Raw genomic sequence first — 24,742 nt, 5'->3', positions numbered from 1 at the left:
CGCCGCTTGAAGACGCGGACATGCCGCTGATCGTGGACTACCTTGCCAAGACCTACGGCAATGAGCAGGTGAAATGAGCCTGCCTCACATCAGGCTTTAGCGGCGCGGTGTGACTCAAGGTTGTGCGCCCGCCATCGGAAGCTATGAATTTAATAGCGTTCTTGAATCACGCCGGGTGCTGGCGTTGCTGTTTTTTTTAAACCGATCCAAGGCAGATTGAGCGAAATTTTTAAACGGTACCGAGCATGGGCAGCCTGGTCACACCGTCGGCTCGCAGGCCCCCGTGTCATGTTGCGACCCAGGAAATTGAGGTGTGGGCTAGGTCCTACAAGAATAGCTGAGGCGCAGGTCTATATTGGTTTTTCTAACTGTAAGGGGGAAGCAATGGTCACCTCAGGCGTAACGGCTCGACAGTCGATTGACTGGAGTTCCGCGATTTGGTCCGGCATCATCGCCGGTGCTGTTTTCATGATGCTGGAGATGGTGATGGTGCCGCTTTTTGTAGGCGGTAGTCCGTGGGGACCGCCACGCATGATCGCTGCCATCGGGATGGGGCGCGGCGTGTTAGCGCCCCCAGACAGTTTTGCGCTTGTTCCTATGATGGTGGCGATGGCCATTTGTGCTCGACTTTTTCGCTGCGTGCGGGGTCTGATTACGATGCAGCGGCAGGCAGGCAGGCGCGCCGCGAGAATTGACAGCGATTAGTGCATATTCTTAAGCAATTGAGAGAGAGAAAGCCAATGATGAAAAACTTACCCATGCTTGTTGCTGTCGCTTTTCTGGCTGCCGCTTGCAGCACCGTACCAGCACCGGTGCGGCAAGACTTGATGACAGCGCCGTCGCCGATTTCGTTCGACGGTAATGCGGCCGGTCAGGCCACCGACGAAGTATTCGTTCTGGTGCCCGACGCGGATCCCAACAAGGCGGGCTTTGCGATGCGTACCGGCGAATCGCTGCGGCTGGTGCTGCCGGTGGCGTTCAAGCGCAACACGTCGGTCGCTGTTGTTCCCGACATGGACACCAACCTGGTACTGACCAAAGGGTGGGCGCAGGGCTCGGTGCGCCTTGCTGAGCAGTACCGCGTTGGCTTCGATGAAAGCAAGAACGCCATGGTTGTGACGGCCTTGAAGGATATTTCCAATGAGGGCACGAATGCGCCGGGGATCAAGGTGATCCATCTGCGTGGCCGCACATTCAACAATCCAATACCGGGAGACTACCCGGTCACCGTCACGCATGCATCAGCCGATGGCAAAGCGCTGACGGTTTGGCAAGGAGGCCTGAAGGTGCTTGATGGCACGCCGGCGGCCCGGCTCGCGCCCACCAACTTTCACCTGTCGCCGGGAACCAATGCCGACTATCAGATGGCGGCGGTTGCCCAGCCAACGCCGCACCTTTTGGGCGTCCTGCTGTGGGGCGCGCAGGGGGCGGTGTTGAACGGTGTTGGCATTGCGCCGCGAGACCTGACACGCTTTCCGCGTTATACCGGCGGCTTGCTGGTGCAGGACACCAACCAGGATAAGCGTCTGGATCCGGCGACTGACAAGGTTGTCGGCGGCATCATAGGCGCTGCGCCCGAAGGCGCCGTGGGGCAGGCGGCAACCAGCCCGATGGGCGCCGACGGGCGGCCGGTGCTGTCGGGCGATGTCCTGCGCAACGACGGCTTTCCGGCGGCGGCGGGCGGTGGCAAGCCCAATCCGGGTCTGCTCGCCATCCAGTTCAAGGCCGGCGACAAGCCCGGTGTGTACCGGCCGACCGTGGAACTGATCGGGGGAAACAGCGTCCAGTTCACGATCCGGGCCAAGTAGCCAGGACTGAGCTATCCTGCAATGGCCTGATGGATGCCCGTCATGAGGGGCAGCACGGCGGCGCGCACACGCTGGGCGCCGCCGGCCACGATTCCAGACCCGGCCCGACAGCCCGAACAGGATGGCAGAAATTAGCGATGAAATAGGTTTCAAGCCTCGATGGAGTCAGCGCAAGCAGCTATGAATTAAATAGCATTTTGAGTGACCGCCGACGCTGGCGTTCCGGGTTCCTGCTGCAGAGCCTGACCGTCCGCCTCTGCATCGTTGCTGACCCTGACCTGGCTCAGGTTTGCCGGGCTCATTATTCGCGGCCATCGGTGGCGATGCTGTGGCTGCTGTGCGAGGTGGCCGTCTCCGCCTGTGACCTGGCAAAGATGCTGGGCGGTGCGCTGGCGCTCAACATGTACCTGCACTCGGCGCTGGTACAGACACGACGCATTGACGCTGGCCCGCGTGCCAAGCGCGAAGCGGTTCGTTTCAATTTTACCGACGCGTTGCTGTCGCTCAATGTCGCCGTTCTCATCAACTCAGCGATCCTGATACTTGCTTCCGCCACGTTCTTCAGCGGCGGCGCCGAAGTCACGGATCTGCGCCAGGCGCATGAACTGCTGACGCCTTTGCTGGGCACCTCCGCGGCCTTGCTGGCCTTTGCGATCGCTCCTGGTGGTGGGGCAAAGCGCCACCATTACGGGCACTTTGGCTGGGCAGGTGGTGATGGAGGGATTTGTGCGACGGCGAATGAGTCCGGTGAAGCGTCGGTTGCTGACACGCCCGCTTGCGATTGTTACAGCGGTGACGGTATTGGCCCTGCGCGGTGATGCGGACGCTTTCTGTGACCGCATCCGAGATGGCGGCCTCGGCGCGCTAGGTGCCAGTGCTGCTGCTCCTGGCGCTGCTGTGCGGAGCGACTTTGTTAGTCTGGATCATTGTGGTACCCTCATTTTGCGTTTCGAAAACAGCCAGACCGGAAGCGTAATTTTTACCCGTTCGCCCACCCTGCGCGCAAAGTCAAACGGTTCGCGATGCATCGCTATTCGCGATAACAGGCTTAGGAGAAAGCGATGCCGAGGAATGATGTACAGGATGCAATGCCTGCCGTTTCCGCGGCAACTCTGTACTCGCACGGCGAGCAGTCAGAGAGCAATACTTTACGTGCTTGGGAATGTTTTGTTGCCGGCGAAGCATTACTGAAAGCCCCGGTACACAGCGACGTCTTATCCTCTTGGCGACGCAGCAGGCAGTTTGGTGTCAAACCGACGGAAACCAGGGCACCGTTGATCGCCAGCGGCGATTCAGTAGAACGATTGCGCCAGCAGCGGCAGGATTTGTTGTTGGCTGCCAGTCCCTTGTTTGCGGCCACGGGTGAATTGCTTGCCCGCTCGGGTTCCATCATGCTGCTGACGAATGCCGAGGGCGTTGTTCTCGAAGCGCAAGGCAACCGGCGCACGCTTGAAGCAGGCCAGGAAATGCACTTGATGCAAGGCGGACAGTGGAGCGAAGGTGTGGTCGGCACCAACGGCATTGGTACCGCGATTGCCACCGGCATGCCAGCGCACATCTTCGCCTCCGAGCACTATTGTCAGGGCATGAAAGGGTGGACCTGTGCCGCCGTCCCTATCCGTGAGACTGGCACCAACACCATCCTCGGCGTGATCGACATCTCCGGGCCGCCGAGCACCTACCAAGTCAACAACCTGACGCTGGCAATTGCGGCGGCGCGTCAAATCGAAGTAGCGCTGGCCCAACGCGTGTCTATCGAGCACTTGCAGTTGCTGGAGATTTGCCTGCAACGTTTGTCGCTCTCAGATGCCGCTGGGATGATCGCCATCGACCGTAGTGGCTTGGTGGTGCACTCGACCAGACGCATGCAGTTGCCGGTGATGCTGGGGCAACGCATTGTCGGGCTGGATGCCAACACCGCAGTTGAGGAGTGGGCGCAGCGTCTGCCAGAAGGATTGCGCCCGGAGTGGTTTAACCCCGTGCGCGCCGAAGGTCGAACTATAGGCGCCGTGCTGGTGGTGCCCAAGCAGGCGCGCACCTCGGGGTTGCCACATGGCCTGCACGTCACGGTGCCGCGTGCTGGCGAAGCAATCTCCGAGCTTGATTCCCGGCGCAGCGGTTTCGCAAATATTTTTGGGCAGAGTGCCGTGATGATCACGGCACTGCAACGTGCGCAGCAACTCGCGTTACGCCGAGTGCCGGTGTTGATCTACGGCGAAACGGGTGTCGGCAAGGAGATGCTTGCACGCGCCGTGCACGGTGACGACCGGGTGGGCGGTCCTTTCATCGCCTTCAACTGTGGCGCGGCGACCAAGGAACTGATTGCCGGCGAGTTGTTCGGGCATGTACGCGGCGTTTTAACGAACGCTACAGCACAAGGGCGGCCAGGCTGCTTCGAGTTGGCCAATGGTGGCACGCTTTGCCTTGACGAAATCGGTGATCTCCCGCTTGATTTGCAGCCGGTACTGCTGCGCGCGCTGGAAGAGGGCGTGATCTACCGTCTGGGCGACAGCAAGCCGCGTCGCGTCGATGTGCGGCTGGTTGCCATGACCAACCGAAATTTGATTAATGAGGTAGAGGCCGGACATTTCAGGCGCGACCTTTATCACCGCATCAGTGTGACACGGCTGCTTATTCCGCCGTTACGCGATCGCGATGGAGACCTGGATATCCTGACTGAGAACTTCAACCAAAGTCTGGCGTTGCGCCATGGTGTGGCGCCACGCCGTTTTGTACCTGAAGTGATGGTGGTAATGCATAAATATTCCTGGCCCGGCAACGTGCGTGAGTTACGCAATGTGGTGGAAAGCCTGCTGCTCACGTCCGGCGAACCTTGCGTGCAGTGCAACGAGCTGCCGCCCGAATTGCTGGCAGAGGCCCGGGGAGAACCGTTGGCGGATTCTTCGGGTGCGGCGATGGGGTTGGTCCCCAAAGCTCTGTCTTCTTCAGGCCGCGATAGCCTGGAGGATACTGAGCGCGAAGCCATCAAGCGTGCCGTGCGCGCGCACGGCGGCAACCTGACCAAAGCAGCGCTTGCGCTTGGAATTTCCCGCAGCACGCTGTACCGGAAGGTGGAGCGCTACCACGTGGGGGATGGCCTGGATATTGATGCATGGATCACGCGACTCAAGGGTGTCTCATGATTTGGAAAGCAAAGCCCGGCTGTGATTCCATTTCCAAATCAACCCCGCATTTTGTCTGCTTCGCTAGCCGTACGGTTGTACGGTCTTCGCTTCGCCTTCGCGTTCACGATTGATTCAAAAATGAGATGACAGCATTGAATTTGGGGGTAATCAACACTCTCGCTGAAGCCCTACCCCTACCTCAATATCTACACAGGCACGGTGTAATTTAACGTCATGCGTCCACCGTCCACCACCACGATCTCGCCGGTGATGTAGCTGGCTGCGTCGCTGGCCAGATAAGCCACGGTGTCGGCAATTTCAGAAGGCTTACCGAGGCGCTTCATGGGGGTTCGGCTCAGAATTCTGGCTTTGGCTTCCTCGCTGGTCAGCACGGCTTTGGTGGCCAGTTCGGTGGCGATTGTGCCGGGCGCGACGGCGTTGACGCGTATTCCTTTGTCGGCCAGGGCCAAAGCCATCACGCGCGTGAGTTGATTGATGCCGCCTTTGCTGACGTTGTAGCTGGCAATCGTGGGAATGGTCAGCGTACCGTTCACCGAGCTCATATTGACGATGCTGCCTTTGCCCGCCTTCGCCATCTCGCGCGCAACCGCTTGGCCCACCAGAAATGAACCCTTGAGATTAATGCGCAAGACCGCGTCGAAATCCACCTCGGTCACTTCCAGAAAATCAGCAGCCCTGAAAATGCCGGCATTGTTTACCAGTACGTCAATGTGGCCAAAGGCAGCCATGGTTTGCGCCACCAGCGTATCGACCTGCGCTTTTTCGCCGACGTCGCAATGCACGTACAAAGCGCCAAGTTCAGCGGCCAGTGCGGTGCCGCGGGTGTCGTCGATATCGGCAATGACCAGCTGAGCGCCTTCGCGCGCAAAGCGGCGAATACAGGCCTCACCAATACCCTGGGCGCCACCGGTGACGATACAGACGCGGCTCGCCAGTCCGAACGAGATCTGCGCGGAGTTTTCAGATGAAATAGTGTTCATGCCCTTATGTTACCAGCGCAGCAAGCTATGAATTTCATAGCGTTTTTAGCCACCCCTGCGGCGGTAGAGGCCTCGCAATTTTGATCAGTTATCTTTTGATTCGACTTGCAAAAAACCTGATCGATTCTTGGCAGGATGCGCTGACAAGGATCCAAAGTAAACATCGCCCGCCATGGCCATGGCGATGCTGTTTTTGAGTAATCCGGGTGATTTTTCATGACACGATTGTTGCTCTGCGCAGGTGCGTCAGATCGCAGGCTCCAAGTTGAGGCGCTGTGGGCAGGTCACGTGACGTGAAGCGGCTGACGACAGGACCGTTTTACGGTCAGGTGGCTGGTTCACGACAAGCGGGCGCTCGCAACGCGTCGCCTCGCTTGCAATGAAAACAACCCGAGAACCTCAAAAATTACCCACAGATTCAGCGGGCGAATCCAAAATTTCGGGTTGCCACCCGGAGCTGGAAAATCGCCATTGAAAAAGCGACTTTCCCTCCGCTATTTGTTCATCTTGTCTACTGGATGGCCGCTCTTTGCCAGGAACTTGTCTAACTGGGCGATTTCCTTTTTCTGCGCAGCAATAATGTCTTTCGCCATTTTGCGCATTTGCGCATCCTTGCCGTCGAGCAACTCGGCCTCTGCCATCTCGATAGCGCCCTGGTGATGCACGCGCATCATCATGGCGAAATCTATGTCAGTGTTGCCCATCATCTGCATGGACGACATCTTGTCGTTGTTGTTCTTCATCATGGCTTTCATGTCCATTCCAGCGGGCATGGACGATGAGCCAGCCTTGCCGCCCTGCATTGGGTCGGTACCGGACTTTGCTGGCGACTGGGCATACGCAAGCGGCTGCAACAGCGCTGCTGTCAACGCGACAAGGGCAATAGATCCTGGCTTTGTGTGTTTGAAGAATGAAGTCATGGTTGTTTACTTTCTGGTGGTGGTTAATTAGGCAGGTTACCGGAAAATTCGCGCGGAAAAATTGACAGCCTTCCCGGGCATCTCATTGACATTGTCTTAACTTGAAGACGCAGCTCGGCCGGCTGATTGCATTTCTACGGTTTACTTCAGCACGAAACGCGCGGTTGTTGACTTCCCGGCCAGAGTAACCATGGCTATGACTTTGGTGTTGGCTGCGACCTTGTAGCTGCCCTTCGCTTCCAGTTTATCTCCTGGCGCAGGCTTCAGTTCCACCTCCTGCTTGTCCGTGCCCGCAAGCAGGGTAAGTTTCGCCGTGGCCTTACTTAGATCGACCGGCTTGCCGTGGTCGCGCAGGTGCAATTGCAAAGAGTCCGGCTTGGCGACCAGTTCGTATTCGATGTCCTTGACTTCCACCACCGCGCCGCCATGCAGCGGCTTGGAATCATGGCTATGGCCGTCGGCTGCAAACGCGGCTCCGGTGGCAGCGAAAGCCAGCACTGTGATGAGTTGAGAAAACTTCATAAAAATACCTTTCAAGGGTTAAAAAAGAGACGCAGTGTCAAAGGCACGGTGAATTGTCTAGAAAGCCTCGGCGTTTTTGTCGTCGAGCAGGCGCTCGGCATCCTTGCGGCCGAATAGCCAGAACATCACCGGGGTGAGAAAGGTGTCGAGCAGTGTTGAACTGATCAGGCCCGAGAAGATCACCACGGCGACCGGGTGCAGGATCTCGGTGCCGGGCCGCTCGGCCTCGAACAGCAGCGGCGCCAGAGCAAAGGCCGTCACCAGCGCCGTCATCAGCACTGGGCTCAAGCGTTCCAGTGAGCCGCGCACGATCATCTTGTGGTCGAAGTCCTCGCCCTCGAAGCGCATCAGGTTGATGTAGTGACTGACCTTCAAAATGCCGTTGCGCACCGAGATGCCGGCCAGCGTAATGAAGCCTACCAGAGCCGCCACCGACAGCGGTTGCCCGGACAGCCACAAGCCGAACACTGCACCGACCAGTGCCAGCGGAATGTTGGCCATGATCAGCAGCGCCAGCCGGGTCGACTGGTAGCGGCTGTAAAGCACCACGAACATCAGCACCGCAGACACGATGGACAGCAGCCCGACCAGCCGTGACGCCTCTTCCTGCGCCTGAAACTGGCCGCCCAACGTGACAAAGTAACCCTCGGGTAGCTTGGTCTGGGCTACCACGCGGCGGATGTCGGCTATGACGTCCGACAGAGCACGCCCCTGCGCATTGGCCGACAACACGATGCGGCGCTTGCCGTCATCGCGGCTGACCTGATTGGGGCCGTCACTGTCCTCAATCGTCGCCACCTTGGACAGCGGAATGCGCCCGTTGGGTGTCTCAATCATGATCTTCCCCAGGCCTTCCACCGAGCGCGCCGCCTCTGGCAACCGCACGACCAGCGCAAAGCGCCGACTGCCCTCGACGATCTGGGTAATCTTCTCGCCCTCGACCAGGTTTTGCAGCGTGCTCAGTATTTGGGGTGCCGGCACGCCGTAGCGGGCCGCCGCAGCGTAATCGACGCGCACCTTGATCTGCGGCGCCAACACCTGCTTTTCGATTTCGAGGTCGGCGAGACCAGGGACCGCAGCCAGCCCCGCTCGCAACACATCTGCCTGGCCGCGCAGGGTATCGAGGTCCTCACCGAAGATCTTGATCGCGATCTGCGAGCGCACGCCTGACAACATGTGGTCGATGCGGTGCGAGATCGGCTGCCCGATGGCCACCGCCGCCGGCAGGTTGACCAGGCGCGCGCGGATGTCGGCCGACACCGCATCCATTGAGCGCGTGATCTCGCCGGATGGTTTCAAACCCACGTCCAGCTCGCTGACGTGAACGCCTTCAGCATGTTCGTCCAGCTCGGCGCGACCACTGCGCCGTCCAACGTGCGTGACCTCAGGCACCTGCTTGACCAGCACCTCGGCCTGACGCGCCAGCGCCGTGGTCTCGGCCAAAGTCACACCCGGGTTCAGGCGCAGACCAATCACCAGCGTGCCCTCGTTGAACGGTGGCAGGAAGGTGGTCGGGAAGAACGGCACGGCCACCGCTGCCACCACCACCGCCAGCGCAGCGGCCGCCAGCGCGGCTTTCGGACGCTCCAGCACGCCCTGCAGGCCGCTGCGGTAGCGCGACTTCAGCCACACCAGCAATTTGGTGTCGCCGTGGTCGAGCGACTTCATGCGCGGCAGCAGGTAGAAGCTCAGTACCGGCGTCACGGTCACGGACACCACCAGGCTGGCCAGCGTCGAGACTATGAACGAGATACCCAATGGCACGAACAGTCGACCCTCCATGCCCGGCAGCGCGAATAGCGGCACGAACACCAGCACGATGATCACCGTCGCATACAGGATGGCCGAGCGCACTTCCATGGTGGCGCGTGCCACTACCTCGATCGGGTGAATCCGGTGTTCGGGGTGTTTGAGTCGGTCTTCCTTGAGCCGTCGCATCACGTTCTCGATCCCAACCACGGCGTCATCGACCAGCCCGCCGATGGCAATCGCCAGTCCGCCCAGTGTCATGGTGTTGATTGAGAGGCCGAAGTAGCGAAACACCAGGGCGGTGATGAAGATCGAAACCGGAATGGCCACCAGCGCAATGACGGTGGTGCGCACATTGCCGAGAAACAGGAAGAGGATCACCGCGACGAAGCCCGAGGCCGCGATCAGCTTGCCTTGTAGCGTGGTGATCGACGACTCGATGAAGCTGGCCTGGCGAAAGGTCACGATAGGCTGGGTCATGCCGGCCGGGAGCGCGCGCTGCATCTCCGTCAGTGCGGTCTCGATGGCGCGGGTCAAGGCTATGGTGTCGGCGGCGGGTTGCTTCTGAATGCTCAGGATTACCGCCGGCTTGCCTTCAAAACCCGCGTCGCCGCGCTTGATGGCCGCAGCAAAGGTCACGTCGGCGATCTGCCGCATCAAGATGGGTTGACCCTCACGCGCGGTGAGCGCCAGGTTTCTCAGGTCATCCAGACTGGAGGTGCGCCCCAGGTTGCGGATCAGGTATTCACGCCCATTGAGCTCCAGAAAGCCCCCCGAGGTGTTGCTGGAGTAACCTTTGAGCGCGCCTTCGAGCTGCTCATGGGTGATGCCCAGCTCGGCCATACGCACGGTGTTGGGCTGAACTTGAAACTGGCGCACCTCGCCACCGATAGGCACCACCTGCGCCACGCCGGCAATCGCCAGCAGACGCGGGCGCAGCACCCAGTCGGCGTATTCGCGCACCGCCATTGACGAAATTTTTGCCGTATCGATCGGAATCGCGATCTGCATGATCTCGCCCATGATCGAGCTGATCGGTCCCATGCGCGGCACCGTGCCTTGCGGCAGACCTTCTTCCATCGACGACAGGCGCTCGCCCACCATCTGACGGGCGCGAAAGATCTCGGTGCTCCAGTTGAAAGTCACGTACAGAAACGACAGGCCGGCGCTCGAGGCGGAACGCACCGTCTCGACGCCGGGCAACCCGTTCATGGCTGTTTCCAGCGGGAAGGTGATGAGCTGCTCGACTTCTTCGGAGGCCATGCCGCCGGCTTCCGTGATGATGGTCACGGTCGGTTTGTTAAGGTCAGGAAACACGTCAACCGGTGTGCGTGTTAGCGTAAAGGCGCCATAGGCCATCAGCACCAGGCTGGCGATGATCACCAGCAATCGGTTGGCAAGGCTGCTGTCGAGTAACCACTTGAACATGTCAGCGCACCTGGTTGATCAGCGTGGCACCTTGGGTGGCCACACGGTCGCCGGCCTTCAGGCCCGAGGTCACCGCCATCGTCGCGCCGTCAAGCGGCTCCACAGTGACTACGCGCGCCTCAAAACGTTCGGGCGCGGTCTTGACCCACACGACGGTCTGGTTGGCGGGGTTCTTCGTCAAGGACCCGGCCGGCACAGGGACTCCGCTCACCTGGCTTCGGCTTTGCACCACCACGGCCACAGGCTGGCCGACGGCAAGCTGGCTGAGCGACTGGCCTTCGGCACGAAAGGCCAGAGGCAGCGCCTGGTCGCGCAGCGAGCGCGATGCGCCCACGAAAATGAGCGGTACTTTTTGGCCGCCCACGGCCAGGAAAGCGCCCCCCACGTCAGCCGCCAGCGCGGCGTCGAAGGCCAGTGCTTCAATGCGCAAACGCGAGGGATCAATCACCTCGAACAGCAGTTCGCGCGCATCGACCACCTGGCCGGCCACGGCGTTGGCCGAAGCGATGACACCCGACACGGGCGCGACCAGCGCGTCACGCGCGGACAGTCCGGCACCCACCGCTGCAGCGCGCGCGCCCAGGCTGGCGACTTCACTTTCCGCAGCCTCGATCTCTTTGCGCGGCACCGTATCGGCCAGTTCCTGCAAACGCGCCAGGCGCTTGTTGGCCAGGCTGCGGCTGGCTCCCAGTTCGGCCAGTTGCGCCGACTGGTTCGAACGTTCGATTGCCGCTGCGGCGGGCAGCACATAGGCCAGCACCTCGCCTTTGCGAACGGTTTGCCCGACCGAGGGCAAGCCGCGCGGACCGGCCTGCAACCGGCCGGCTACCAGGGACTGCACCTTGCCGCCCGCATTCGGGTCCATCACGACCTTGCCTGACAGCTCGGTCGAACGCGGCAACTGTTTCACCTCGCCGACCAGTGTACGCACGCCCATCTGGCGCTGGGCCGGCTTGGGCAGAAAGACGCTGCCATCGGGCAGTCGTTTCGGCCCACTGCCGGTGGCTGCAGGATCGGCGCCAGCAGGGCCGTGGCCCCCTTCGTGGTCTCCTGCCGCCCAAACTGGGGCCGTCAATGCCAGCAGCGACGCACACAAGGCGGCGCATACCGCGGATGTCAGAAAACGTTTCTTCATTTTTTACCCCCAAGCCGGTTGATTCGATAAGCGCGCATGCGGCGCAGGCCCCAGGCCAGCAGCGCCAGCGTGAGCAGCCCGGCAATAAGCCAGGTGGCGTACTTTTTCCATGGCCGGCTGCCCACCGATACATCGGTTTGAGCGCCTTCGCGCAAGTCCAGCTCACCGGCCAGCAGATCGGTCTCCTGGCCCGCGACCACCGTCACCGTCACAGCAGTCATGCCCGGTTTGAGCTCTTGCGCGAGCGCCGCTTCAAATTCGCCCTCGCCACGCGGTTTGACGTCCAGCTTCACACCCCCCAATTCGAGCTCTAGCTTGGCGTCCTTGACCGGGCTGTTGTCGTCAGCGCGGTCCAGGTAAAGGGTGAGTAATTTGCCGCTCAGCACGCCGACGAGCTCAAAGGTCTCGGATATGGCGGTAAAGCGTGGCTGGCCTGATCCGGCCGCAGCCGAGGACGCGGCGCCGTGATCGTGGCCCGCGTCAGCAAATACAGTGAACGGTGTGACGGCAATGAACGCCGCCAGGCAGAAGGCGTTCAGCCTTTTTTGGATGGTCATGTTTGGAGTTCTCAAGTTCGCTCTGATATTTAAGGGGGGTTATTCAGGTAAAAGTCCCAGAACCTGGCGCAAGCTCGATACCGCCGCGGCGAGATCAATGCGCGCCCGGGCGGCCTGGCGTTCGGCGGCGATGGCCTCAAGCTCGATGCGCGATCGTGTCGGCAGGTCGGTTTCGCCCATGCGAAACGACTTTTGGAAGAAGCCCCGGGACTCACGGGCAAGTTGCGAGCCCTTGTCCGCAGCGCTGACCTGGCTGCGCGCAGATTCAAGGCGAATGCGGGCAGCGTCGAGTTCAGACAGCAAACGCTCCCGCTCCAACGCAAGCTGCACCTCCGCTTCGATGCCCTCGGCCTGCGCGCTTGCCAGTTTGGCCCGGCTGCGACTGTCCGAGCCGAAGGGGATGCGGATGCCCAAGGTGAGGCTTTGCTGGGATGGCTCGCCGTATAAACCCCGGGCTCTGGTCGTTGCCAGGGTCAATTCGGGGTTGCTGCGCGTCTGCACACCAGCCAGCTCGGTTGAGCGGCGCGCAACGTCCGCACGGGCCAGGAGTTCAGCGACAGCTGGGTGGCGACTATCCAGGGACGCGAAATCTGGAGGTATTGCCGGGACAGGTTCGGCCACAGCGCCCGCGTTGAGTCCGGCAAGGCCGTTAGGTTCCGGTGGGGTGCCGGTCAGAGTTCGCAATTGATGGGATGCACCGGCCAGCGTGCTGGCTGCTTCGGCTAATCCCGCCTCGGCGGTCGCCACAGCCCCGTCGGCCTGATGCTGATCCGCCCGCGCCAGATCGCCTGCCTTGACCCGTTTGGTGACGTCCGCAACAAGCGCTTGCGCATTGCTCAGGCGTTCCTGAGACAAATCATGCTCCACGCGGGCGCGCTGCCAAAGCCAATAGAACTCCCGCACGCTGGCTGCGGTGCGCAGTTGGGCCGCCACGACCCGACTTGCTGTCGCACGTCCTTCCGCATCGGCCAAAGCGCCAGTGCGTGATCGCTCGCCCGGCAGCCACAGCGGGATGGCCACGCCTGCCTCGATCTCGCGACTGCCTTGATTCTGGTTCAGGCGGTCGCTCTTGACCGACAACTCAAGGGCGGCAGGCTCGGGCGTCCAACTGTCAGCTGCCTGCCTGCGGGCGCTGGCAGCCTGCTGGCGTGCCTCCCGTGACTGAGCTTCTGGTTGGCGTAGCCAGGCCGCGTCGAACGCCTGCCTCAGCGTCAATGGAGGGCTGACACCCCCGGGGGAAGAAGGCGCTGTCAGCGCGGGGGTGGGCGCGGGCAAGCCGCCAAGTGGGTTTGGCTGCGCTGGTTGCGCCCAGGCGCTGCAGGCGGCCAGCACCAGCAAGGTACAGGTCAACCCATCTTTTCGATTTCTTTGGAACATCCGACTCTCCAGTGATTAAAAGACACTTGGGGAATCGGCGAAGTGCGATCAACAGGATCGCCGTGCACTCGTGCACGCCACGCAAGGCGGCATGCCAAAGGCACGAGAGGATAGAAGAAGCCCCACCTCGCCGATCAGGCGAGGTAAGCCCAGTTGGGACGTTCGGGCACGGGCAAATGAGGAGGGGAAGGAACCTGAATCTGATAGGTGGTGTAGATCTCGGACGAGACGCTAACAGCCGGCAAACGCTGCGAGCCAAATAGTGCCGTGCCATGCCCCGCATGGCATGCGCCCGAATCGGCATTCACGTTCCCGGTAGCGTGTGGGTCGCCGCCGTCTTCCAGATCAACAGCAGTCTGGTGCTGGTGATCGTGGTTTTCGACCTGCCGCGCAGGCGAGCTTGTTTCGTGTGGGCAATAGACGCTCAATGCAGCCCAAGTGAGCTGCATTGGCATAAGCACCAAAAGAAAAATCGTGACCAGCAAACGCATTGCGAAAATTATAGTTACTGTCTATTGACTGGGTGGGCTTGGCGGCTTTAGCCGGGCAGGGCCTGGGGATTAGCGTCCGTTGCCGTGATTGCTCAGGACAATGACACCGCATTACACCCTCAAATCCAAGCAAAAGGCGGCGCTGTCAGAGCATGAGACCTTGGTTCGGCCGCAATGTGCTTTTCCATGGCGCTGGCGTCCCTTCGGTTTCATGATCCAGGCGTTGCCCGCCTTAGCCTTATTTAGCCTGCTCGATCGCTGTGACGACAATGGCGCCGCCAACCTTCTCGGCCATGAAGCGAACCTTGTCGCCGGCTTTCAATTTGTCGAGCATTGCCGCGTCCTTGACTTGGTACGCCATGGTCATGCCGGCCATTTGCAGGTTCTTGATTTCGCCGTGCTTCAAGGTTATCTTTTTGGCCGTTTTGTCGACCTTGCGCACTTCGCCATCCACCATGTTCGCCATGTTCATCGTGCCCATGGGGGCGCCTTTCTGAGTAGCCTCCATGTTCATGCCGTCCATGCCGGGTTTGGCTGCGGTTTGAGCGTGGGCGGCGCCAAGCAGCAGAGTTGAAATAACTAGCGCGGTCTTGAGGGTTTTCATGGGTTTCTTAACGTGTTGTGGGACTAAAAAGGGGGACAAAGATGCAGGTTAGTACGAAGCGAGCCCCGGCCCGTCAGCGACAACTGCCTGGGCATAAAGCGAGGGGAGTTGTAAATATCCAGGCCCATGGCTATCAGTTTTGCGCCTGGATCTTTGTTCGCCGGCCGGGATCATCCCGATTCTTGTCCAATTTTTAATGCGATTTTGGGTGCTTCAACAAGCCACCAAACAGTATTTAGCGATTACCACCACTGTACAGCTCGCGCATGCGCTGCTTTTCTTCGGCCGACATGTTGAGCAACTCTTGCTGGACTTCAGCGCGGGTTTTGCTTTGCCCCGTTTTTGCGGCCACTTTTGATGTTCGGTTCCGCTCGTTCGTCGCGAGGGAGTCTGCGTCTTTGGGGGTGGCCTGCACTGCCTGCGCGACTTCTTCGCGGGTTTTGCTGCTCTGGAAATGGTCAGCGAGGAATTCCCCGCCAGACTCACCTTTCGCCGGCTGCCACAACGACGTAGCGGATGACAGGCCGGGTGCAGCGAACGCGATGGCGACTGTTGACAGAAGAATGGTTTTGCGAATGTTCATGATGACGTCCTTTGGGTTCAGTTCAGTCCGAAGCGACTTGCTGCGGCTAATGCCTGAGGGCATGGAATGAACTTTAAAGAAGCGATGCCAACAGGACGCCAACAGCCGGATGACATTTTTGTAATGTGGCCGAGCCACGCCTTGCGTGAAAATGCAGGCATGAAAATCCTGGTCATCGAAGATGAAGTCAAACTGGCCGAGTATTTGCGCAAGGGCTTGACAGAAGAAGGCTATGTTGTTGATGTGGCCCACAATGGCATCGATGGCCTGCACCTGGCGGTCGAAGGTCAGTACGACGTGATCGTCCTTGACCGGATGCTTCCGGGTATCGATGGCCTGGGGGTCCTGGTCGCGCTAAGACAGAGCAAGCCGACGCCCGTGCTGATGCTGACTGCCCTGAGCCGCGTCGAGGACCGCGTCAGCGGCCTGCAAAGCGGCGCCGACGATTACCTGGTCAAGCCCTTCGCGTTCTCCGAGCTGGTGGCGCGCATTCAGGTACTCATGCGACGCTTCACGCCCGGGCAGACTTTAGCCGAGGCAAGCGTGCTCAAATTGGCTGATCTGGAACTTGACCTCCTGCGTCGCAAAGCTACTCGTGCGGGCCAGCGCCTCGACCTTACCGCCAAGGAATTCAATTTGCTCACCCTGCTGCTGCGGCGCCAGGGTGAGGTACTGTCACGCACCGAGATTGCCGAGCAAGTGTGGGACATGAACTTTGACAGCGAGACCAACGTGATCGAGGTCGCGATCCGCAGACTGCGCAGCAAACTTGACCTGCCCTTCGGCCGCCCGCTGCTCCATACGATGCGCGGCATGGGCTATGTACTTGAGGATCGGCGTTCGTGAAGCACGGTGCAATCTGGTCCCTCGATAGGCGGCTCTCGACCTGGCTGGCGATTCAGACCTTCGTAGGGCTGGCGCTGGTCTCAGTGGCGGTCTACACCGCGACGGCATTCACCCTGGCAGCCAGACAGGCTGACTCGCTCGCGCAAAAGCAAGATGTTGTCACCCATTTTCTCAACGAGGCCGAGCATGAGGGCGATCTGCCCAGCCTAAAACACAAACTCGACGACTATTTCACCGGTCATGACGATCTGCTGCTTGAGCTGCGCGGTCAGGATGGCGCTCGCGTTTACCGCAGCGCGCCGCAAAGCGCTGACGTCAAGCACGCACACGCAGTGACGTTCACGCTGGCATCACCGGAGAGCCTCTTTGGCAGCGTGATCGCCCAGTTGTCGCTGAACACACGCGCCGATGACGATTTGTTGCAGCGGCTTGCCGTGACGCTCGCGGCGGCCGCACTGCTGGGCTCTTTCGTGGTGTCGGTAGGCGGTTTTCTGCTGGTCCGCCTGGGGCATGCGCCAGTACAGCATCTGGTAGACCAGACCCGCGACCTGGCCGCCAACACACTGGGTAGGCGACTTGATGGTTCGGCGCAACCTGGAGAGCTGCAACCGCTGGTTAAACAGTTCAATGCGCTGCTTGAGCGTCTTGAACGTGCCTATGCGCAGCTGGAGGGCTTCAATTCCGATGTCGCGCACGAGTTGAATACGCCGTTGTCCATCATCATTACCAGCACCGAGTTGGCGCTGCGCAAAGCGCGACACCCTGAGGCCTTGCGCGACACGCTGGGTTCCAATCTGGAAGACCTGCACCGCATGTCAGGCATCATCAAGGACATGCTGTTCCTCTCGCAATCCGAGCGCGGGGCGAGCGCGCGCCGCACACATGTGCCCAGTTTGGCGGCAGTCGCGTTTGACGTGGCTGACTTCCATGAGGCCGCCTTGTCGGACGCGGCATTGCAAATAGAAATCGCCGGCGACATCGCGGGCGATTTCGATGTGCCGCTTGTCAAGCGGGCAATTTCCAACCTCTTGGGCAACGCCACGCGCTATGCCGAACGCGGCAGCTTGGTTCGTATTGAGTTGGCGCTGCGTGATGGGGGCTTTGCAGAGTTGGCAGTAACCAATCGCGGGCAAACCATCGCGGCAGAGCATCTGCCGCGCCTGTTCGATCGCTTCTACCGTGCCGACCCGTCCCGCGCTCAGGCCGAGAGCCATCATGGGCTGGGACTGGCGATAGTCGCGACGATTGCCCGCATGCATGGCGGACAGCCTTTCGCGCGATCAGTCGAAGGTCGAACGTCGATCGGCCTACTACTGACGATAACCACCCAGGAGAATTCACTCTAATGAAAGCGCAACCCGCTCGCGCCGGCCCGCTGCGCACCATGGCAGGCTTGTTTGTCGTGTCAGTCGTGCTGAATTATTTTTGGGAGATCGGACAAGCTTTTCTCTTTGTCGGAATGGGCAGCTGGGAAAATATCTGGTGGCACTGCTTCGTCGCAAGTCTGGGGGATGGCCTCATCGTGTGGACTATCCATGCGGCAGGCTGGATTATTTTCAGGCGGTCGGACTGGTTTATTGCGCCGCAACTAAAAGGCTATGGCGTGATGCTGATGACGGGCCTCATCATTGCCGTCGCGCTCGAGTGGCTAGCCGTCCATGTCCTGCAGCGTTGGACTTACACGGCGGACATGCCGGTGATAGCGGTGATAACGGGCGTCAATATCGGCCTCACCCCGCTTTTGCAGATGCTCATTCTTCCGCCAGTGATCTTTTACATCGTCGCACTTGGGTCAAAAAAGGCACTCGAATGAGATGGCCAGCGCAGCATGAGTGTGGCGGCCGTTCGCTGCCATTGAAATAGCCTCATCATTAAAAAAAATCGCTGTGGCCCTCGTCAACTATGCGCAATCCGCTATAAATTCAATAGCGCAGAACAATCTGCAATAACCCGGTCCGGTGCGCTGGCCTCAATCGGCTGTCCCATGTTGTAGCCATAAGGCAGCGCCCACACCGTTACCCCGGCGTTGCGCGCGGTGTTCACGTCGATGGACGAGTCGCCTACAAACAGCGCGCGCTGGCGCGGCACGCCGAATTGCGTCAGGCAGCTTGTTATGCCGGCCGGGTCGGGCTTTTTGCTGCTCAAAGTGTCGCCGCTCACCACGAGATCAAACAGCGGGGCCAGCTGGTGCGCGTCCAGCACGGTGCGGGTGTAGCGGCTCTCCTTGTTGGTCACCACGGCCAGCTTGACACCGCGCTCGCGCAGGGCAAGCAGCGTTTCGCGCACTTGGGGGTAAAGCTGGCTGCGCGTGCCGCAGCGGGCTTGATAGCGCTTGTCAAAGTCGGCCGCGATCAGCGCCAGTCGCTCGCTGGCGCGCACGGCGGCGGCGTCAAGCTGGCCGCTTTGCGCCAGCGCCTGAATCAGCAATTCACGCGTGCCGTGACCAATCCAGTCGTTCACCTGCTGCTGGGTCACCTCGGGCAAGTCGAAGTGGCGCAGCGTGTCATTGACGGCATCGGCAATTTCCGGGGCGGTTTCAATCAGCGTGCCGTCCAGGTCAAACACGATGAGGTCGAAGGAATGGTTCATGTGGTGCTCATTCGGTGCTTAGGCGGTTTCGTGAACCGAAGTTTCTGCCCGGGCAGCGCCTGCTGAACCAGCTGAACCAGCTGAACCAGCTGAACCAGCTGAACCAGCTGAACCAGCTTTGCGGCGCTGCGCCAGCGTGCGCGCAGCCTCCACCACGCGCTGTGCGGTGATGCCAAAGTGGCTGTACAAATCCCTGGCCGGGGCCGATTCACCAAAGCCGGCCATGCCCACCACCACGCCGCTGCGCCCTACGTACTTGCGCCAGAAGTCGGGCTGCGCCGCCTCGATCGCCACGGCGGGCAGACTCATCGGCAGCACCGCTTCCCGGTAGGCCTCGGTCTGACGGTCAAACAAATTGGTACACGGCATGGACACCACCCGGGTCGCCAGGCCCTCGGCCGCCAGCATGGCCTGCGCCTGCATGGCCAATTCCAGCTCGGAGCCGGTTGAGACAATTACCACCTGCGCAGCCGCCATGTCCGACAGCACATAGCCGCCGCGGCGAATGGACGCAACCATGCCTGCATCGGTCAGACACGCCACGTTCTGGCGCGACAGGCACAGCGCGCTGGGGCCGCCCTGGCGCGCCACCGCGCTGGCCCAGGCCACGGCTGTTTCCAGCCCATCGGCTGGGCGCCATACGTCCAGATTCGGAATGATGCGCAGGGACGGGATGTGCTCCACGCTCTGGTGGGTCGGGCCATCTTCGCCCAGGCCAATGCTGTCGTGCGTGAACACATGAATCACGCGCAGCTTCATGAGGGCCGCCATGCGGATGGCGTTGCGGCTGTAGTCGCTGAAGGTTAAAAAGGTGCCGCCATAGGGAAGGTAGCCGCCATGCAAGGCGATGCCATTCATGACTGCGGCCATGCCGAACTCGCGCACGCCGTAGCTCAGGTGGTTGCCCCAGGCATCCCGGCCGGCCTTGACGCAGCCCTTGAAGTTGGTGAGGTTCGAACTGGTCAGGTCCGCGCTGCCGCCAAAGAACTCGGGCAGCAGCGGGGCCAGCACGTCCAGCGCGTTCTGGCTGGCTTTGCGCGTGGCCAGCGCAGCGCGCTGCGCGGCTATGCCGGCAAGCAACTCGGGCAGCTGCTCGGCCAAGGCAGGCAGTAGGTCTCCAGCCATGCGGCGTTCAAACTCTGCCGCCTCCAGCGGGTAGCGCTTGCGGTAGGCCTCAAAGCGCAGGCGCCAGACTTTTTCCGCCGTCTGCCCGCGCTCTACGGCATTCCAGGCGGTGGCGATGTCGGCGGGGATTTCGAAAGGCGGAGCGCTCCAGCCCAAAGCTTCGCGGGTGGCAGCAACCTCGGCTGCGCCCAGTGCTGCGCCGTGCACGTCGTGCGTGCCGGCCTTGTTGGGCGAACCCATGCCAATCACGGTCTTGCAGCAGATCAGCGTGGGCTTGCCATCTAGCTGGCCGGCCTGCGCCTTGGCGGCGCGGATCGCGGCGTCCACAGCCGCCGGCTCGTGCCCGTCCACGTCAGGAATCACATGCCAGCCGTAGGCCTCAAAGCGCCTGGGTGTGTCGTCGGTGAACCAGGCTTCGACGTGGCCGTCGATCGAAATGCCGTTGTCGTCGTAAAGCGCTACCAGTTTGGACAGGCGCAGCGTGCCGGCCAGTGAGCAGGCCTCGTGGCTGATGCCTTCCATCAGGCAGCCGTCGCCCATGAAAACGTAGGTGAAGTGGTCGACGATGGCGTGCTCGGGCCGGTTGAATTCGCTGGCGAGCAGCTTCTCGGCCAGCGCCATGCCGACCGCGTTGGCCAGGCCCTGGCCGAGCGGGCCGGTGGTGGTTTCCACACCAGGAGTCAAGCCGACTTCAGGATGGCCCGGCGTTTGGCTATGCAGCTGGCGGAAGTTTTTCAGCTCGCTCATGGGGAGGTTGTAGCCGGTGAGGTGCAGCAGCGCATACAGCAGCATGGAGCCGTGGCCGTTGCTCAGTACAAAGCGGTCGCGCTCGGGCCAGTGAGGATTGACCGGGTTGTGCCGCAGGTGCCGATTCCACAGTACCTCGGCGATATCGGCCATGCCCATGGGGGCGCCGGGGTGGCCGGACCTGGCTTTTTCAACCGCATCGACGGCCAGCATGCGGATGGCGTTGGCCATCTGGCGAGCGAATTCAGGTGTGGGAGGTGTGGGATGGGTCATGGTTTTTTGATCGGTTGGGGATGAAACTGGCGCAGTGCGGGTAGCCGCAGTCTGTCCAATAAAGTATCAAGAGGCCTTTTTCTTGCGCTCCATCATTCGCCAGACGAAGGGCGTAAAGATCAGCTGCATGGCGAGTTCCATCTTGCCGCCGGGCACCACGATGGTGTTGGCCCGGCTCATGAAGGACGCATCAATCATGCTGAGCAAATACTGAAAATCAATGCCCTTGGGCTGGGCAAACCGGATCACCACCATGCTCTCGGAGGGCGAGGGGATATCCCGGGCAATGAAGGGATTGGAAGTGTCCACCATGGGGACGCGCTGAAAGTTGACGTGCGTGTGCATGAACTGCGGGCAGATGTAATTCACATAATCGGGCATACGGCGCAGGATGGTGTCGGTGACGGCCTCGGTGCTGTAGCCGCGCTGGGACTTGTCGCGCCAGAGCTTTTGAATCCACTCCAGGTTGATGACCGGCACGACGCCAATCAGCAAATCGGGGTGCTGGGCGATGTTGACCTCGGGCGTGACCACGGCGCCGTGCAGGCCTTCGTAAAACAGCAAGTCGGTCTGCCCGGGCACGTCTTCCCAGGTCGTGAAGGTGCCGGGGTTTTGTTGGTAGGGTGCAGCTTCCTCGCTGTCATGAAGATACTTGCGGCATTTGCCGGTGCCGCTTGCCGCGTAGCGGGCAAACAGGGTTTCGAGTTCGGCAAACAGGTTGTTCTCGGGACCGAAGTGGCTGAAGTTATTGTTTCCCGCTTTTTCTGCTTCGGCGGCTCTGCTTTTCATTTCCAGGCGGTCATAACGGTGAAAGCTGTCGCCCTCGATGATGGCTGCGTTGACCCCTTCGCGCCTGAAGATGTTGCTGAAGGTGCGCGTGACCGACGTGGTGCCGGCGCCGCTCGATCCTGTGATGGCAATGATGGGGTGGCGTTCTGACATGGGCGGCTCCTGAGTCAAAAAAAGTGGTCAAATCAGGCTATAGCCCATACAGTACGGGCGCAAGCAGCTATCAATTAGTGAGCATATCAAACCCGGAACAAGCTGCGCTCGGTAAACAGCGGCGTCGTTTCCAGCGGCTTGAAGGGCTCGGCATGGTAGCGCTCGATGCGCTCGACCTCATGCCTGGAGCCGAACACCAGGCCAATGCGCTGGTGCAGGCTGGTCGGCTGCACACCCAGCATGGGTTCGCGCCCGGTGCTGGCGCGCCCGCCGGCCTGCTCGATGATGAAGCCAATCGGGTTGGCCTCGTACAGCAGGCGCAGCCGCCCAGGTTTGGAGGCGTCTTTGCTGTCGCGCGGGTACAGGAAGACGCCGCCGCGCATCAGGATGCGGTGCGCCTCGGCCACCATGCTGGCAATCCAGCGCATGTTGAAATCCTTGTCGCGCGGGCCGGTCTTGCCGGCCAGGCATTCGTCGACATAGCGCGTGACCGGCGGCTCCCAGAAGCGGCTGTTCGACGCGTTGATGGCAAATTCCTGCGTGTCGGCGGGTACCTTTAGGTTGGGGTGCGTCAGCATGAACTCGCCCAGGCTAGGGTCCAGCGTGAAGCCGGCCACGCCGTTGCCCACACTGAGCACCAGCATGGTGGTGGGGCCATAGAGCGCGTAACCGGCCGCCGCTTGGGTTAAGCCGAGCTGTAAAAAATCAGACTCGACCACGTCGCGGCCGCTGTCAATCACCTCTTGGGGCGCGCGCAAGATGGAAAAAATGCTGCCCACCGACACGTTTACGTCGATGTTGCTGGAGCCGTCCAGTGGATCAAACGCCAGCAGATACTTGCCGCGCGGATAGGCCTTGGGGATCTGGTAGGCGCCCTCCATTTCTTCGGACACCATGCCCGCCAGGTGCCCGCCCCATTCATTCATGCCGGTGAAATACTGGTTGCTGATGACGTCCAGGGGCTTTTGCGTCTCGCCCTGCACATTGACAGCGCCGCCCACATCGCCCACTTTGGCCGCAGGCTGGCCTGGCGTGCCGCCCAGTTCCCCAAAGGCCACCGCGCGGGCGATGGCCTTGCACGCCAGTGCCACATCGAGAATCAAGGCGTTGAAATCGCCACCGGCGCCGGGAAAGCGGCGGCGCTCCTCAATCAGGTAACGCGTCAGCGTGAAGCGTTTGGTCAAGGGCATGGTGAAGTCTCCTGGAAGTTGATCTTGTTGTCTTACGATGGGTCAGACGCCGGAGCCGCCGCATGCCAGGCGCGCAAATCGGCCACACTGGCGCCCAGCAGATCGGGCAGGATGCGTAGCGCCCCAGTGAAATCGTGATCCGCCGTGAAGTGGTTGGGCGTGATCAGGGTTGCCAAACCGGCGCCGAGCGCGGCCTGCAGCCCGTTGGCCGAATCCTCAAAGGCCAGACACGCGCTGGCAGGCAATTGCAGGCGCTTGAGGGTTTGCAGATACACCTGCGGATGGGGTTTTTTAAGGGGCGCGGTGGACGCGTCCTCAATCACCATGAAATAACGCGACCAGTCCGGGCCCAGCGTGGCACGCAGCAGCGCTGCGATGTTGACGGGCGAGGTGGTTGTGGCAATGGCCAGGCGCAGGCCTTCGCGATAGGCCGACTCAATCAGTTGCAGCACGCCGGGGCGCAAGCGCACCGCGCCGTCCTGCACCGCCTGCTCATAGGCAGCGGTTTTCAAGTCGTGCAGGTGCTGCACCGTGTCGGGCACCGCCGAGCCGTTGATGGGCCGGATGTCGGGTTGCACCTGCTGCCAGTAATGCAGGATGCGCTCCTTGCCACCCGAAACCTCCAGCAGCTTGGTGTAACGGGCCTCGTCCCAGACCCAGTCGCGGCCAGCCGCGGCAAAAGCCTGGTTGAAGGCGGCGCGGTGGGCGCTTTCGGTGTCGGCGAGCGTGCCGTCAACGTCAAAGATCAAGGCACGCAATGGAACAGGCGTCACGGTGCGTCCCCTTCGATGTTGGCAAAAACCCGGCTGGCGAGGATGTCGCTGGCGGCAATGGTGCTAAGGTCCTCGGCACTCAGGGCGGACTCGCGATCGGCATAAAGCCGGCTGGCCTGGCGCAGGCGGGCACGGTCGAGCGCGTTGCGCACGCTGCGTGCGTTGGCGAAATGTGGTTGCACGGTGCGCCGTTGCAGGTAGGCGTCGAAGGCCTCACGGGCACCGACGCCGAACTGGTAGTGCGTGGATGCCAGCATGCGGTCGGCTATCTGCAGCAGTTCGACCACGTCGTAGTCGGGGAAGACCAGATGGTGCGCGATGCGCGAGCTCATGCCGGGATTGGACTGGAAGAAGGTGTCCATCCGGTCCTTGTAGCCGGCGAGGATCACCACCAGGTCGTCGCGCTGGTTCTCCATCCCCTGCAGCAGGATCTCGATCGCTTCCTGACCGTAGTCGCGTTCGTTCTCTGGGCGGTACAGGTAGTACGCCTCGTCGATGAAGAGCACGCCGCCCATCGCCTTCTTCAGTACTTCTTTCGTTTTGGGTGCGGTGTGGCCGATGTACTGGCCCACCAGGTCGTCGCGCGTGACGCTAACCACATGGCCTTTTCGTATGTAGCCCAGGCGGTGCAAAATCTCGGCCATACGCAACGCCACCGTGGTTTTGCCGGTGCCGGGGTTGCCCGTGAAGCACATGTGCAGCGAGGGCGCCTGCGCGGCCAGCCCGTGCTGGGCACGCAGCTTGTCGATCACCAGCAGCGCGGCGACGTCGCGGATGCGGGTCTTCACCGGCGCCAGGCCGATCAAATCACGGTCAAGCTCGTCCATCACCGACTCGACCTGGCTTTGCGCCAGGATGTCGGCCACCGTGCGCGCCGGCTCGGCCAGCGCCGCGGGCGTGACCAACGACGTGCCGGCCGGCGCGCCGGGAATGGAGTACAGCGGTGCGGTCATGGCA

Annotated in this window: 23 protein-coding genes and 1 pseudogene; 7 read left to right on the top strand and 17 right to left on the bottom strand. The window is 61.2% G+C overall.

Going from position 1 to position 24,742, the window contains the following annotated elements; genetic code table 11:
- Positions 1-384: 384 nt before the first annotated feature.
- From HHJ18_RS03825 to HHJ18_RS03815, 3 genes and pseudogenes are all read left to right on the top strand, one after another.
- Positions 385-705 (top strand): hypothetical protein, encoded by a 321-nt coding sequence (locus tag HHJ18_RS03825; protein ID WP_296911674.1) that lies wholly within the window; start codon positions 385-387, stop codon positions 703-705.
- 53 nt (positions 706-758) lie between these two features.
- On the top strand, positions 759-1,808 hold the full coding sequence (locus tag HHJ18_RS03820; RefSeq protein ID WP_296911672.1) for a hypothetical protein: 1,050 nt from the start codon (positions 759-761) through the stop codon (positions 1,806-1,808).
- Between the two features lie 197 nt (positions 1,809-2,005).
- A pseudogene (locus tag HHJ18_RS03815) lies at positions 2,006-2,570 on the top strand (divalent metal cation transporter); the annotation flags it as partial.
- 286 nt (positions 2,571-2,856) lie between these two features.
- On the opposite strand, the gene HHJ18_RS03810 reads toward HHJ18_RS03815, so the two are convergent.
- On the bottom strand, positions 2,857-3,168 hold the full coding sequence (locus HHJ18_RS03810; protein ID WP_296911936.1) for a hypothetical protein: 312 nt from the start codon (positions 3,166-3,168) through the stop codon (positions 2,857-2,859).
- 31 nt (positions 3,169-3,199) lie between these two features.
- Between HHJ18_RS03810 and HHJ18_RS03805 the strand changes: the two genes are divergently transcribed.
- Complete coding sequence (locus HHJ18_RS03805) at positions 3,200-4,951, top strand: sigma-54-dependent Fis family transcriptional regulator (protein ID WP_296911919.1); 1,752 nt, start codon at positions 3,200-3,202, stop codon at positions 4,949-4,951.
- 188 nt (positions 4,952-5,139) lie between these two features.
- Here HHJ18_RS03805 and HHJ18_RS03800 read toward each other — a convergent pair whose 3' ends face one another.
- From HHJ18_RS03800 to HHJ18_RS03755, 10 genes are all read right to left on the bottom strand, one after another.
- A complete protein-coding gene (locus HHJ18_RS03800; protein WP_296911670.1) occupies positions 5,140-5,934 on the bottom strand; it encodes an SDR family NAD(P)-dependent oxidoreductase in 795 nt (264 codons plus the stop codon).
- Between the two features lie 494 nt (positions 5,935-6,428).
- Positions 6,429-6,854: a DUF305 domain-containing protein gene (locus HHJ18_RS03795; protein WP_296911668.1), complete on the bottom strand. Its 426-nt coding sequence runs from the start codon at positions 6,852-6,854 to the stop codon at positions 6,429-6,431.
- 141 nt (positions 6,855-6,995) lie between these two features.
- Positions 6,996-7,376 carry a hypothetical protein gene (locus tag HHJ18_RS03790; protein ID WP_296911666.1) on the bottom strand — a complete coding sequence of 127 codons (381 nt, stop codon included), beginning with the start codon at positions 7,374-7,376 and terminating at the stop codon, positions 6,996-6,998.
- A 57-nt stretch (positions 7,377-7,433) separates the two neighbouring features.
- Positions 7,434-10,553 (bottom strand): efflux RND transporter permease subunit, encoded by a 3,120-nt coding sequence (locus tag HHJ18_RS03785; protein ID WP_296911664.1) that lies wholly within the window; start codon positions 10,551-10,553, stop codon positions 7,434-7,436.
- 1 nt (position 10,554) lies between these two features.
- Entirely contained in the window at positions 10,555-11,688 is a 1,134-nt protein-coding gene (locus HHJ18_RS03780) for an HlyD family efflux transporter periplasmic adaptor subunit (RefSeq protein WP_296911662.1), read from the bottom strand.
- Entirely contained in the window at positions 11,685-12,245 is a 561-nt protein-coding gene (locus HHJ18_RS03775; RefSeq protein WP_296911660.1) for a hypothetical protein, read from the bottom strand. Before HHJ18_RS03775 ends, HHJ18_RS03780 begins: the two co-directional genes overlap by 4 nt.
- Before the next feature lie 39 nt (positions 12,246-12,284).
- Positions 12,285-13,622: a TolC family protein gene (locus tag HHJ18_RS03770; RefSeq protein ID WP_296911659.1), complete on the bottom strand. Its 1,338-nt coding sequence runs from the start codon at positions 13,620-13,622 to the stop codon at positions 12,285-12,287.
- A 134-nt stretch (positions 13,623-13,756) separates the two neighbouring features.
- Complete coding sequence (locus HHJ18_RS03765; RefSeq protein WP_296911657.1) at positions 13,757-14,113, bottom strand: hypothetical protein; 357 nt, start codon at positions 14,111-14,113, stop codon at positions 13,757-13,759.
- Positions 14,114-14,351: 238 nt separating this feature from the next.
- On the bottom strand, positions 14,352-14,717 hold the full coding sequence (locus HHJ18_RS03760) for a copper-binding protein (protein WP_296911655.1): 366 nt from the start codon (positions 14,715-14,717) through the stop codon (positions 14,352-14,354).
- Positions 14,718-14,952: 235 nt separating this feature from the next.
- Positions 14,953-15,300: a DUF4148 domain-containing protein gene (locus HHJ18_RS03755; RefSeq protein WP_296911653.1), complete on the bottom strand. Its 348-nt coding sequence runs from the start codon at positions 15,298-15,300 to the stop codon at positions 14,953-14,955.
- A 159-nt stretch (positions 15,301-15,459) separates the two neighbouring features.
- Between HHJ18_RS03755 and HHJ18_RS03750 the strand changes: the two genes are divergently transcribed.
- From HHJ18_RS03750 to HHJ18_RS03740, 3 genes are read left to right on the top strand one after another with little or no spacing between them, the layout of a single operon-like run.
- Positions 15,460-16,146, top strand: a complete 687-nt coding sequence (locus HHJ18_RS03750) for a heavy metal response regulator transcription factor (protein WP_296911917.1) — start codon at positions 15,460-15,462, stop codon at positions 16,144-16,146.
- Positions 16,143-17,492 carry a heavy metal sensor histidine kinase gene (locus tag HHJ18_RS03745; RefSeq protein ID WP_296911651.1) on the top strand — a complete coding sequence of 450 codons (1,350 nt, stop codon included), beginning with the start codon at positions 16,143-16,145 and terminating at the stop codon, positions 17,490-17,492. Before HHJ18_RS03750 ends, HHJ18_RS03745 begins: the two co-directional genes overlap by 4 nt.
- Positions 17,492-17,959, top strand: a complete 468-nt coding sequence (locus HHJ18_RS03740) for a hypothetical protein (RefSeq protein ID WP_296911649.1) — start codon at positions 17,492-17,494, stop codon at positions 17,957-17,959. Before HHJ18_RS03745 ends, HHJ18_RS03740 begins: the two co-directional genes overlap by 1 nt.
- Before the next feature lie 101 nt (positions 17,960-18,060).
- Here the strand turns inward: HHJ18_RS03740 and HHJ18_RS03735 are convergent, their stop codons facing one another.
- The 6 genes from HHJ18_RS03735 to cbbX form a co-directional block, all read right to left on the bottom strand.
- A complete protein-coding gene (locus tag HHJ18_RS03735; RefSeq protein ID WP_296911647.1) occupies positions 18,061-18,735 on the bottom strand; it encodes an HAD family hydrolase in 675 nt (224 codons plus the stop codon).
- Between the two features lie 18 nt (positions 18,736-18,753).
- Positions 18,754-20,880 carry a transketolase gene (tkt, locus tag HHJ18_RS03730; RefSeq protein WP_296911645.1) on the bottom strand — a complete coding sequence of 709 codons (2,127 nt, stop codon included), beginning with the start codon at positions 20,878-20,880 and terminating at the stop codon, positions 18,754-18,756.
- A gap of 66 nt (positions 20,881-20,946) precedes the next feature.
- Positions 20,947-21,822: a phosphoribulokinase gene (locus HHJ18_RS03725; protein WP_296911643.1), complete on the bottom strand. Its 876-nt coding sequence runs from the start codon at positions 21,820-21,822 to the stop codon at positions 20,947-20,949.
- An 86-nt stretch (positions 21,823-21,908) separates the two neighbouring features.
- A complete protein-coding gene (locus HHJ18_RS03720) occupies positions 21,909-23,012 on the bottom strand; it encodes a class 1 fructose-bisphosphatase (RefSeq protein WP_296911639.1) in 1,104 nt (367 codons plus the stop codon).
- 32 nt (positions 23,013-23,044) lie between these two features.
- Positions 23,045-23,785, bottom strand: a complete 741-nt coding sequence (locus tag HHJ18_RS03715; RefSeq protein WP_296911637.1) for an HAD-IA family hydrolase — start codon at positions 23,783-23,785, stop codon at positions 23,045-23,047.
- A complete protein-coding gene (cbbX, locus tag HHJ18_RS03710) occupies positions 23,782-24,738 on the bottom strand; it encodes a CbbX protein (protein WP_296911915.1) in 957 nt (318 codons plus the stop codon). The genes HHJ18_RS03715 and cbbX overlap by 4 nt, the downstream gene beginning before the upstream one ends.
- Positions 24,739-24,742: the final 4 nt, after the last annotated feature.

The sequence above is a fragment of the Polaromonas sp. genome, assembly GCF_012927455.1.
Taxonomy (GTDB): Bacteria; Pseudomonadota; Gammaproteobacteria; order Burkholderiales; family Burkholderiaceae_C; genus Polaromonas.
This window is presented reverse-complemented; position numbering and strand designations above follow the sequence as displayed.